This window comes from Kitasatospora sp. NPDC057512 (assembly GCF_042802135.1).
In the GTDB taxonomy this organism is placed as follows: Bacteria; Actinomycetota; Actinomycetes; order Streptomycetales; family Streptomycetaceae; genus Kitasatospora.
The window spans coordinates 1-12,025 of sequence record NZ_JBHVET010000192.1; the positions used below are offsets into that span (position 1 = coordinate 1).

Sequence of the window (12,025 nt, forward strand, 5' to 3'; positions counted from 1 at the left end):
GTACCAGCCCGCCACGGACGAGCTGGAGGGCACCACGACCATTCTCGCCACGGCCACCCAGGACCTCTCCCGGTTCAACCTCGACTTCGCACTGGACGTCTCGGAGGTGCGGGTCAACGGCCGGGTCGCGACGTTCGCCACCAGCGGTGAGCAGGAGCTGGAGATCACCCCCGCCCGGCCGCTGGCCAAGGGCTCCCAGGCCACCGTGGTGGTGCGCTACAAGGGCGTGCCGTCCACCGTGAAGAAGTACGGCTTCACCAGCTGGCACCGCACCCCGGACGGCGCCGTGGCGGCGAACGAGCCCGAGGCCGCCTGGTGGTGGTTCCCGAGCAACGACCACCCGAGCAACAAGGCCACCTACGACGTCTCGGTGCTGGTGCCGGACGGCAACCAGGTGATCAGCAACGGCGTGCTGACCGGGACCAGCTCGCAGGCCGGCTGGACCAGGTACAGCTGGCGGGAGAACAAGCCGCAGGCGACCTACCTGGCCACGCTCGCGGTCGGCAAGTTCGACATCACCCGGGACACCACACCGAGCGGGCTGCCGGTCTACAACGCGTACAGCAAGGACCTCGGCGAGAACGCGGACGCGGCGCGGGCGAGCGTCGAGCGGACCGGCGAGCTGGTGGACTGGCTGAGCGGCTACTTCGGCGAGTACCCGTTCAGCTCCGTCGGCGGCTACGTCCCCAATGTGCCGACCGGCTACGCCCTGGAGACCCAGACCCGGATCTTCTACAGCCCCCGGCAGTTCGCCCGGGGCACCAACACCTCGGTGGTCGTGCACGAGCTGGCCCACCAGTGGTACGGGGACAGCGTCTCGCTCTCCAAGTGGAGCGACATCTGGCTGAACGAGGGCTTCGCCCGGTACTCGCAGTTCCTCTGGTCGGAGCACGAGAACGAGGGCACCGCGCAGGAGCTGGCCGACTACGTCTACGCCTCGCACCCGGCCGACGACCCGTTCTGGAAGGTCAAGCCGGGCGACCCGGGCCCGGACGACCAGTTCTCCGGTGCGGTGTACGACCGGGGTGCGGTGGCCGTCCAGGCGCTGCGCAACGCCGTCGGGGACGAGAAGTTCTTCCAGATCCTGAAGGGCTGGCCCACCGAGCGGCGCTACGGCAACGCCACCATCCCGGAGTTCCAGGCATACGCGGAGAAGGTCTCCGGGAAGAAGCTCGGGGATGTGTTGAACACCTGGCTGTTCACCGTGGGCAAGCCGGCGGTCGGGCCGGTGGCGCCGGGTGCCGTGCCGGCCGCGGCCTCGCTGGCGCCGGCTGCGGATCGGGCGGAGGGGCAGCTGCCGGCCGAGCCGAAGTCCTGGAAGCAGATCCAGGAGACCAACTCGGCGCACCAGTCGCATCACTGACGACCTGTCGGAACGGTCGGCATGACGGCTTCGGGGTAGGGCCGCGAAGCCGTCATGTCGGCGCGTTTCTTCTTATGAACATCTCACCGGAGGGGAGTGGGGGAGGGGTTGACGGGACAAGGATCGGTTCAACCCCATCGTTCCGGCGATCCCTGGAGGACCACGTGCGCAAGAGGCTGATCGTCTCTGCTGCCAGTGCCCTGAGCCTGTTCCTGGCCGTCCCCGCTTCGGCTTCCGGCTTCCAGCCCGGCGCGGACGGCGTCGGGGACCCGTACTACCCGACCCTCGGCAACGGCGGGTACCGGGTCTCGCACTACGACGTCCGGTTGAAGTACCAGCCCGCCACGGACGAGCTGGAGGGCACCACGACCATTCTCGCCACGGCCACCCAGGACCTCTCCCGGTTCAACCTCGACTTCGCGCTGAAGGTCTCCGAGGTGCGGGTCAACGGCCGGGTGGCGACCTTCGCCACCAGTGGCGACCAGGAGCTGGAGATCACCCCGGCCCGGCCGCTCGCCAAGGGTGACCAGGCCACCGTGGTGGTGCGCTACAAGGACGTGCCGTCCACCGTGCAGAAGTACGGTGGCTACACCGCCTGGCGCCGCACCCCGGACGGTGCGGTCGTGGCCGGCGAGCCCGTGTCGGCCGGGTGGTGGTACCCGAGCAACGACCACCCGAGCGACAAGGCGACCTTCGACGTCTCGGTGCTGGTGCCGGACGGCAACCAGGTGATCAGCAACGGCGTGCTGACCGGGACCAGCTCGCAGGCGGGCTGGACCAGGTACAGCTGGCGGGAGAACAAGCCGCAGGCGACGTACCTGGCGACCCTGGCGATCGGCAAGTTCGACATCACCCGGGACACCACGGCGAGCGGGCTGCCGGTCTACAACGCGTACAGCAAGGACCTGGGGGACAGCGCCGCCGCGGCGCGGGCGAGCATCGAGCGGACCGGCGAGCTGGTGGACTGGCTGAGCGGCTACTTCGGCGAGTACCCGTTCAGCTCCGTCGGCGGCTACGTCGCCAACACCTCGTCCAGTGGCGCCCTGGAGACCCAGACCCGGGTCTCCTACGGACCCGGGCTGTTCGCCCGGGGCACCAACACCTCGGTGGTCGTGCACGAGCTGGCCCACCAGTGGTACGGCGACAGTGTCTCGCTCTCCAAGTGGAGCGACATCTGGCTGAACGAGGGCTTCGCCGAGTACTCGCAGTTCCTCTGGTCCGAGCACGAGAACGAGGGCACCGCGCAGGAACTGGCCGACTACATCTACGCCTCGCACCCGGCCGACGACCCGTTCTGGACCGTCAAGCCGGGCGACCCGGGTGAGGAGAACCAGTTCTCCGGCGCGGTGTACTACCGCGGCGCGGTGGCCATCCAGGCGCTGCGCAACGCCGTCGGGGACGAGAAGTTCTTCCAGATCCTCAAGGGCTGGCCCACCGAGCGGCGCTACGGGAACGCCACCATCCCGGAGTTCCAGGCGTACGCGGAGAAGGTCTCCGGGAAGAAGCTCGGGGACCTGCTGAACACCTGGCTCTTCACCCCGAGCAAGCCGGCCGTCGGGCCGGTGGCGCCGGGTGCCGCGCCGGCCGCCGCCGCCGCGCCGGCGCCGGACGCGGGCCGGGACGCGGTGCCGGTCGAGCCGAAGTCCTGGAAGAAGATCCAGGACGCCGGCTCGGTGCACGAGGGGCGTCACTGACGGCAGGGCGGCACAAGGGGGTTCGGGTCGGCGGTTCCGCGCGTACGGCGGGACCGCCGGCCCGGCCTACGCGGTCCTGGGGCCGAGCGCCCCCCGCAGTTCGGGGGGGCGGCGGCCCGCCAAGGGTATGAGCTCGCGGACCGGGACCAGGCGGCAGGGCGCGGCGCCGACCAGGACCTCGCGGATGCCCGCCCGCTCCTCGAACTCCCGCCCCACGACCGGGAAGTGGGTGTCGTTGTCGTCCGCCACGTCCGGCGCCTCGATCCAGACCCGCTCGCCCTGGATCGCCATCGGGAAGCGGCGGAGCTTGAGCCGGCGGTTGGGGGCGAAGGTCTCGGCGTAGTGCAGGAAGGTGTTGCGGTTGTGGCCGACGCCGACCAGCAGCACGTGCCCGCCGAGGTCGTGCAGCGCGCCGAACGGCGACTCGCGGCCGACGGCGAAGCCGAGCGAGCGCCGGCCGGTGACCTCCCGGGCGTGCGCGCCCACGGCGGCGACCGAGACCTGCGGGTGGGTGCTGCGCAGGCTCTCCGGCAGGGCGCGCAGCGCCTCGGCCACCGCGCCCGTGTCGCAGGGCAGCCCGGCGTGGAACAGCGGGACGGCGGCCCGGAGTTCGGCCAGCTCGGGGCCGGGCGGGCCGCTGTGCCCGGGGGCCGGGTCGCGGACCGTGCCGGAGGTGAAGGCGGGTGCGGCGACGGTGCCGCTGGGCCCGACCGCCTCGCGCAGGCTGGCCACCACGGCCGCCGCGCCGCCCTCGACCCGGCCGAGGCTGGAGAGCGAGGAGTGCACGATCAGCGCCATGCCCTCACGGACGCCCACCCGGTGCCAGCCCTCCACGAGGTCGGCGGTGGTGAGCGGGCGGGTGCCCGGTGTGGTCATGGTGCCCCCTGGTGACGGCGGTGCGGTTGGTACCGGATGGTTCGGGGCCGACCATAGCGGGTGGCACTGACAGTGGGTCAGGACGGGGGTGCCCTGAGTCAGGTCGTAGCCGGTCGGGTGGCCGGGAGGCGGGGGTAGTCGGTGTAGCCGGTGGCCTCCTGGCCGTAGAGGTGGGTGGGGTCGACGGGGGTGAGCGGGGCGTTCGCGGCGAACCGTTCCGGCAGGTCGGGGTTGGCGATGAAGGCGCGGCCGTAGGAGACCAGGTCGGCCAGGCCGGCGGCCAGCACCGCCTCGCCGCGCTCGCGGTCGGTGGCGGCGCGGTTCTCGCCGACGTTGCCGATCAGCGGGCCGGACCAGCGCGGGCGCAGGTCGGCCAGGGCCGGGTAGTCGTCGTTGTCGGTGAGGTGGAGGTAGGCCAGGCCGAGGCCGTCGAGTTCGGCGAGCAGGGCGCGGTAGACGGGCGCGGGGTCGGCCTCGTGCATGCCGAACTGCGGGTTGCCGGGGGACAGCCGCAGGCCGAGGCGGTCGGGGCCGATGGCCTCGGCGACGGCGGTGACCAGTTCGATCGGGAAGCGCAGTCGGTCGGCGAGGGTGCGGGGGCCGTACTCGTCGGTGCGCAGGTTGGTGTTGTCGGCCAGGAACTGGTGGATCAGGTAGGAGTTGGCGCCGTGCAGTTCGACGGCGTCGAAGCCGGCCGCGAGGGCCAGCCGGGCGGAGTCGACGTGGTCGTCGATGGTGCGGCGGATCTCCTCGCGGGTCATGGCGCGCGGGGTGACGGCCTCGGCCTTGCCGCCGTCCCTGACGTGCACCGGGCCCGGGGCCGGGACGGCGGAGGGGCCGGCCGGGACGTCGCAGAGCAGTCGGTTGAGCGGGTGGCCCTGGCGTCCGCCGTGCATCAGCTGGGCGGCGATCCGCCCGCCGGCGGCGTGCACGGCCGCGGTCACGGCGCGCCAGCCGGCCGCGTGCGCGGGCGTCTCCAGGCCGGGCAGGCGCCAGCCGGACTGGCCCTGCCGGCTGGGCCAGATGCCCTCGGTGACGATCAGGCCGGCGCTCGCGCGCTGGGCGTAGTACTCGGCGACGACGGGCAGTGGCGTGCCGTCCTCGGCGGCCCGGTAGCGCGTCATCGGGGCCATGACGACGCGGTTCGGCAGGTCGAGCGCGCCGAGGCGGTACGGGGTGAGCAGGGATGCGGTGGCGGTCGTGGTCATGCCGGTACGGTAGAACTTGACATCGGTGTCAGGTTCAAGCGCCGACGGCCGGTGCGGCCGCAGGTGCGGCCGCCTCGGTGAGGATCAACTCCTCGATGCCGTACAGGAACCGCTCCATCGCGGGGCGCGGCAGCACGGCCGGGTCCGCCGTCATGGCCAGGCTCAGCGCCTCGGCGGACTGCAGGGCGTCCAGGGCGTAGGTCAGGCCGGGCCGCGGCTCGAAGTCCACCGGCCAGCTGAGGGTGGTGCGGTCCTCGCCGGGGGCGGCCGGGGCCGGGAGCAGCTCCCGGGTGTCGTTGAACACGCAGGAGCGGTCGGCCAGTCGGACGCCCTCGGCGGTCAGCCGGTCGATCTCGGCGGCCAGGGCCAGTCTGTCGTAGTACGCGTGGCGGTAGGTGCCGATCGCCGCGGCGTGGGTGCGACGCACGACCTCGCCGAACTCGGCGGTGGCGTCCGGGAGATGGAACAGGCCGTCGCCCGCGATCACGCCGACCGCGTTGGCCAGCTCCGGCAGGAAGCGGTTGTTGACCACGACGTTCAGCACGGCCTCGGTGGAACCGGCGAGCCGGGCGGTCATCGCGGCCGTCGCGGCGAGCAGCACCGAGCCCGTGCTGACCCGGTGCCGGGCCGCGACCCGCTCGACGGCCCGGGGCAGGGCGGGGGAGCGGAGCACCGCGTTCGGGAACCGGGCGGGCTCTCCGGTGGTCGGCGGGAAGAGTCGGGGCGGGCCGAGTCGGAGCTTGCGCACGAACTGCTTGCGGGCCCCCGCGTCGCGCCGCAGGCCCCGCTCGGAGGTCTGGAACTCGGCCTCCTCCAGCGGCTGTCGGGCGGGTTCGCGCAGCTCGGCCAGCTCCTCGGGGGAGCTGCCGAGGCAGAGCGCGGACAGGTCGGCGACCAGCCGGCTCATCCCGGAGCCGTCCACCGCGGTGTGCGAGAGCACCAGGCTGATGTGCCGGACCAGCCCGCCCGCCGTCACCGCGCCGATCCGCACCGGCCACTGGGTGGCGGTGTCGAAGGCCTGCGCCGCCAGCTCCTCGTGCAGCCGGGTGCCGAGCTCGGCCGGGTCCTCGTGCTCCCCGGCGGGCCACAGGTGAACGGCCAGGGTGCCTTCGCCGTCGACGAGTTGGCGGAGGTCGCCGGCCTCGTCGGGGCGCAGCCGGGTGTGCAGCGAGTCGTGCAGGTGCAGTAGCCGTTCCAGGGCGGTGAGCAGGACGGGCAGGGGCAGTCCCGGGTCCAGTGGCGCCGCGGTGGCGATGTTGTAGCGCGGCGCGTCGGCTGACGGCAGCTGTCGTACGGCGTCCCAGATGGCCCGTTGGCCCCAGGTGGCCGGTCCGGACCCGGTCCGTCCGGACGAGAAGGCGAGCTCCAGCAGTTGGCGAGTGGTCACCGATCGGCTCTCCGTAGTGCGGTGGTCGTGGCGTCGTGGCGTCGTGCCGGTGCGTTGGGAGCGCGGGTGCTGCTGGGGAGAGTGTGGCGCACCGCCCGCCGGGCGTCGAGGGTCGTGCCGCCGTCCGGGCCCGGCCCTGCGGGGGCGGTGGTCGTCGGTGTCTTCGGGGGTTCCGAAAGTCTCTTGATGTGAAGTATCTTGATGTCGAGATTGATGCCGATCGCGCGACTCGCGCCACGCACACGACGGGGGCCTGCCATGCGGGGGAACGGACTGATGGCGCAGCTGCGGCGGCCGCCGGGCGGGCGGGACGCGCGGATCATGCTGCTGGCGCAGTGCGTCGACCGGACCGGCACGGGGGTGTGGGCGGCCGCCTCGGTGCTCTACTTCACCTACGTCTGCGGGATGGACGCGCGGCAGCTGGGGCTGCTGCTCGGAGTGGGTGCGGTGGCGGGGATCGCCGGGTCCCCGCTGGCCGGGCGGGCGGCCGAACGGGTGCCGGTGCGGTGGCTGCTGATCGGCTGCCACCTGCTGCGGCTCGGGGCGATGGGGCTGCTGCTGGTGGTCGACGACTTCGCCGCGCTGCTGCCCGTGGTGGCCCTGATCTGCCTGGCCGAGCGGGCCGCCAAGACCCTGGAGATGTTGTTCGCGACCCGGGTGGCGGGCGAGCGGCGGGCCACCTACCAGGCGCTGTTCCGCAGCGTGGCCAACGCCGGGTACGCGCTCGGCGCGGGTGTCGCGGCGATCGGGCTGGCGGTCGGGACCACCGCCGCCTACCGGGTGCTGATCCTGGCCAACGGGCTGTCCTACGTGCTGGCCGCCGTCCTGGTCTGGCGCACCCGGGAGCCGTCCGGGCGCGGCCTGGTCGCGGCCAAGGCCGGGGAGGCGCCCGCCGGGGCGCCGTCCGCCGCGCCCAGTCCCTGGCGCGACCGCGGCTACCTGCGGTTCGTCCTGCTGGACATGCCGCTGAACCTGGACGACTCGGTCCTCAACGTCGGGCTGCCGCTCTGGCTGGTCCACCACACCGGCGCGCCGCATGCCGTCGTCCCGGTCTTCCTGGTGCTCAACACGGTGCTCGTGGTGCTGCTGCAACTGCGGGTCTCCGCCTGGGCGGAGGGGGCGGTCGGGGCCGCCGCGGCGGTGCGCTGGTACGGGGTGACGGTGCTGGGCGGCTGCCTGCTGATCGCGCTCGCCACCGGTGCCGGGCCGGTCCTGGCCTCGGTCGCGCTGCTGGCCGCGGCGATGCTGATCACGCTGGCGGAGCTGCTGCGCTCGGTGAGCTCCTGGGAGCTGGCGGTCGTGCTGGCCCCGCCGGGCGCCCAGGCCTCGTACCTGGGGGTCGCCGGGATGTCCCAGTCGGTGCAGAAGTCGGTGGGGCCGCTGCTGCTGACCGGGGTGGTGATGGCTGCGGGGCCGGTCGGCTGGCTCGGGCTCGGCGCGGCGACCGTCGGCCTCGGCGCGCTCCAGCGCCGGGCCAGCCTGCGGCGGCTGGCGGCGCTGGGCGGGGCGGCCGCCGGTACGGGGGCCGAGCCGGCGCGACCGGTCGCGGCCCCGGTGGCCTGAGGGCGGTTTCCAGCGGTCGGCTCGGTGGAGAGCCCGCCGTACCCCGAGGCTGCCCGGGGAGGCCACTGGGGGACGACTCGGGGGCATCCCCCATTCCGCCCCCAAGTGGCCGCGGTCCGCGGCCCGTTCGGGCCACAACCGGTTAGCGTGCGGCCATGACTTCGATCATGGGTTCGGCCCTGCGCAGGCACCTCGTCGTGGCGGCCGGTGTCACCGTGCTGCTCGCCGCCAACGCGGCCACCGCCGTCGCCCGCCCGGCCGGTCCGTCCGTCGCCCAGCAGCTGCGCCGGGACGCCGCGGCGATCCACGACCTCGGCATCAGCGGCGTGCAGGCCCGGGTGATCGGGCCCGACGGCCGCCAGACGGTCGCCACCAGCGGGACCGCCGACGTCACCACCGGCCGTCCGGTCTCCCCCGACGGCTACTTCCGGATGGCCAGCACGTCCAAGACGATGGTCGCGACGGTGGTCCTCCAACTGGAGGCCGAGGGACGGCTGTCGCTGGACGACACGCTCGGCCACTGGCTGCCGGAGGTGGTGCGGGCCAAGGGCGGAGCCGGCGGCGGGACCACCGTCCGCGAACTGCTCCAGCACCAGGGCGGCATCGTGGACCACCTGCCCGGATACGACTCGAAGGACGGGTACGAGCGGGAGCGCTACCAGGTCCACCGCCCCGAGGAGCTGGTGGCCGGGGCGGAGTTCGGCACCGACAAGAGCTGGCGGTACTCCAACGTCGGCTACCTCCTGCTCGACATGGTCGTCGAGCGGGCCACCGGCCGCCCCGCCCACCGGGAGGTCGAGGACCGCATCCTGCGTCCGCTCGGCCTCGACCGGACCCGGCTGATGGGCACCTCGCCGACCCTGCCCCGGCCGCACGCCCAGGCCTACCAGCTCTTCCCCGAACCCGACGGCCGGGTGGACGTCACCGAGCAGGTGCCGATGGACCGGGGGCTCTCCTGGGCCACCACCACGCGGGACGAGAACGTCCTGCTCCGAGCGCTGCTCGCGGGCCGGCTGCTGCCGGCGCGGCAACTGGCCGAGATGAAGCGGACGGTGGCCGTGGACGACCGGACGTCGGAGATGTGGCACGGCGGTGAGTACGGGCTCGGCCTGGTCAAGCGCTCGCTGACCTGCGGGGGGAGCTACTGGGGCCACGACGGCGGGGACGGCGGCTTCATTACCCTCAACGGCGTCACCGAGGACGGGAAGCGCAGCGCCGTGGTCTCCATGTCCGGGGCGCTCGGCGACAGTTGGGACCACATCAAGGCCCAGGAGGACGCGGCCTCCGAGCTGATCGACCACGCCCTGTGCGCCGGGTGAGCGGGCTCCGGTGGGGCGCCGGACCCTGATGATCCACGACCGCATCGTCCGACGGGAGGGTGGTGCGGGTGAGGAGCATCCCCTACCCGGGGCGTACGCGGATAGGCCGAAGGGCCGAGGGCGGGTCGTCCCGAGGGGCGATGACCGGCGGGTGCCGGTGGCCACAGGGTGAGGCCATGACGGAAGTGAAGAATATGAAGGAGCGTCAGTTGCGGTCGCGTCTGGGGCGGTTCACCTCCGGCGCGCTGGCGTTCGGGCTGACGTCCGCGCTGCTGACGGCCCTGGTGCCCGCCGTGGCCCAGGCCGCCGGCGCCGACCCCGGGGCCGGCCCGGACGCCGAGCGGGGCGGCTGGACCGCGAAGATCAGCCGGACCGAGTACGGCGTCCCGCACGTCCTCGCCCGCGACTTCGGCGGCCTCGGCTACGGCTACGGGTACGCCTTCGCCCAGGACAACCTCTGCCAGCTCGCCGACCAGGTGCTCACCGTGCGCGGCGAGCGCTCGCGCCACCTCGGCCCGGACGGCGAGTCCGTCGACCGGGTGAGCAACCTGGTGAGCGACACCTACCAGCAGGGCCTGCTGCGCGCCGGGACGGTGCGGCGGCTGCAGGCCGCCCCCGCGCCGCTCGGCCCGACCGACGAGGCGCGGCAGCTGGTGGACGGCTACGTCGCCGGGTACAACCGCTACCTGCGCGACACCGGTCCCGACCACCTGCCGGACCCGTCCTGCCGGGGGAAGGCCTGGGTCGGGCCGATCACCGCGGACGACCTGTGGAACATCCTCTACGCCGCCAACACCCTGGCGGGCAACGGCGCCGCCAGGCAGCAGATCGCCACGGCCGTCCCCGGAGCCTCGACCGGGCCCGGCTCCGGTGCGTCCGGCGCCGAAGCGGCCGGACCCGCGGCGGACGCGCCGCGGATCGCCGCTCCCGGCCACTCCGCGGACAACCCCGAACTCGGCAGCAACGCCTGGGCGATCGGGCGCGACGCCAGCCGCGACGGCACCGGCCTGCTGCTGGCCAACCCGCACCTCCAGTGGGCCGGCGAGCAGCGCTTCTACCAGGCCCAGCTGACCATCCCCGGCGTCCTGGACGTCGCCGGCGCCGGACTGTACGGCATCCCGTTCCTCCAGATCGGCCACACCCGCGGCCTCGCCTGGAGCCACACCACCAGCTACGCCGACCACCACACCCTCCACCGGCTCAGTCTGGTGCCCGGTGACCCGACCGCGTACCTGGTGGACGGCACGGCCGAGCGGATGGCCCAGGAGACCGTCAAGGTCACCGTCCGGGCCGCCGACGGGACGCTCTCCACCGTCGACCGGACGCTCTACCGCTCCCGCCACGGCTACGTCCTCGCCGACGGCTGGACCGGGGAGCACGCGTACACCCTCGGCGACGCCAACGCCGAGAACCTCCGCTCCCTGAACCAGTGGCTGGCGGTCGGCCGCGCCCAGAACCTCGACCAGCTCCGCCAGGCCCAGCGCACCTACCAGGGCCTCCCGTGGGTGTACACCACGGCCGTCGACTCCACCGGCACCACCTGGTTCACCGACGCCTCCGCCGTCCCGAACCTCCCCGACGCCCAGCGCGAGCGCTGCCTGGTCCCGGGTGGCGGCTTCGGGCAGGTGCTGGACGGTTCGACCGCCGCCTGCGACCCGGGCACCGACCCGGACGCGCTCGTGCCCGGCGTCTTCGGCCCCGCCAACCAGCCGGGCCTGACCCGCACCGACTACGTCGCCAACTCCAACAACGGCCCGTACCTGACCAACGCGGAGGCCCCGCTCACCGGCTTCCCCGCGATGTACCAGGGCGCCTCCGCGCGGATGCTGCGCACCCAGCTGGGCCTGCGGATGATCGCCGACCGCCGGGCCGGCACCGACGGCCTCGGCGCCCCCGGCTTCACCCTCGCCTCGCTCCAGGCGACGATGTTCGGCGACCGGGTGCAGAGCGCCGAACTCGACCGCGACGACGCCGTGGCGCTGTGCCGCGCCCACCCGGAGATCGCCGCCTCCGACGGCGGCCGGGTCGACGTGCGCGCGGCCTGCGACGCGCTCGCGGCCTGGGACACCAGGGCCGACGCCGACAGCCGGGGCACCGTGCTCTGGCAGGCGTACCGGGACGCGCTGGCGAGGACCGGCACCACCGCCTGGCAGACGGTCCCGGCCGATCCGGCCCGGCCGCTGACCACCCCGCGCGGCATCGACGCCGCCAACCCCGACGCCCAGCGCGCGCTGGCCGACGCGGTGAAGGGCCTGGCCGCCCGCGGCCTGCCGGTGGACGCCCCGATCGGCCTCGTCCAGCGCTGGGCGGGCATCCCGCTGCACGGCTGCTCCCACCAGCTGGGCTGCTTCAACGTGCTGACGGCGGTGCCGGATTCCGGCACCGGCGGCGGCACCTACCCGACGAACCTCGGCAGCGTCCCGCACGGCGGCACCTTCCTGATGGCCACCGAGCTGACCGACCGGGGCCCGCGCACCAGGACGCTGCTCACCTACGGCGAGTCCGCCGACCCGACCTCGCCGCACTTCACCGACCAGACCCGCGTCTACGCCCGCAAGCAGTGGGTGACCGAGCGCTTCACCGAGGCCGAGATCCGCTCCGCGCCGGGCCTCGCC

The 12,025-nt window shown here is 73.7% G+C and carries 8 protein-coding genes; 5 read left to right on the forward strand and 3 right to left on the reverse strand.

Annotated elements, in window-relative coordinates:
- On the forward strand, positions 1–1,363 hold a 1,363-nt coding region (locus tag ACFU6K_RS15330; protein WP_380663320.1), incomplete at its 5' end, for a M1 family metallopeptidase.
- Positions 1,364–1,527: 164 nt separating this feature from the next.
- Positions 1,528–3,057, forward strand: a complete 1,530-nt coding sequence (locus ACFU6K_RS15335) for a M1 family metallopeptidase (protein WP_380663322.1) — start codon at positions 1,528–1,530, stop codon at positions 3,055–3,057.
- Between the two features lie 66 nt (positions 3,058–3,123).
- Here the strand turns inward: ACFU6K_RS15335 and ACFU6K_RS15340 are convergent, their stop codons facing one another.
- The 3 genes from ACFU6K_RS15340 to ACFU6K_RS15350 all read right to left on the reverse strand — a co-directional run bounded on the left by ACFU6K_RS15340 (position 3,124) and on the right by ACFU6K_RS15350 (position 6,528).
- Positions 3,124–3,933, reverse strand: coding sequence for an aminoglycoside N(3)-acetyltransferase (locus tag ACFU6K_RS15340; protein WP_380663323.1), 810 nt, complete (start codon positions 3,931–3,933; stop codon positions 3,124–3,126).
- Between the two features lie 98 nt (positions 3,934–4,031).
- Complete coding sequence (locus ACFU6K_RS15345; RefSeq protein WP_380663325.1) at positions 4,032–5,141, reverse strand: alkene reductase; 1,110 nt, start codon at positions 5,139–5,141, stop codon at positions 4,032–4,034.
- Between the two features lie 34 nt (positions 5,142–5,175).
- Positions 5,176–6,528 carry a condensation domain-containing protein gene (locus ACFU6K_RS15350; RefSeq protein WP_380663326.1) on the reverse strand — a complete coding sequence of 451 codons (1,353 nt, stop codon included), beginning with the start codon at positions 6,526–6,528 and terminating at the stop codon, positions 5,176–5,178.
- 276 nt (positions 6,529–6,804) lie between these two features.
- On the opposite strand from ACFU6K_RS15350, the gene ACFU6K_RS15355 reads away from it, so the two are divergent.
- The 3 genes from ACFU6K_RS15355 to ACFU6K_RS15365 form a co-directional block, all read left to right on the forward strand.
- A complete protein-coding gene (locus tag ACFU6K_RS15355) occupies positions 6,805–8,091 on the forward strand; it encodes an MFS transporter (RefSeq protein ID WP_380663328.1) in 1,287 nt (428 codons plus the stop codon).
- A 155-nt stretch (positions 8,092–8,246) separates the two neighbouring features.
- Positions 8,247–9,410 carry a serine hydrolase domain-containing protein gene (locus tag ACFU6K_RS15360; RefSeq protein WP_380663329.1) on the forward strand — a complete coding sequence of 388 codons (1,164 nt, stop codon included), beginning with the start codon at positions 8,247–8,249 and terminating at the stop codon, positions 9,408–9,410.
- Between the two features lie 209 nt (positions 9,411–9,619).
- The coding region (locus ACFU6K_RS15365; RefSeq protein ID WP_380663331.1) for a penicillin acylase family protein at positions 9,620–12,025 on the forward strand (2,406 nt) is incomplete at its 3' end.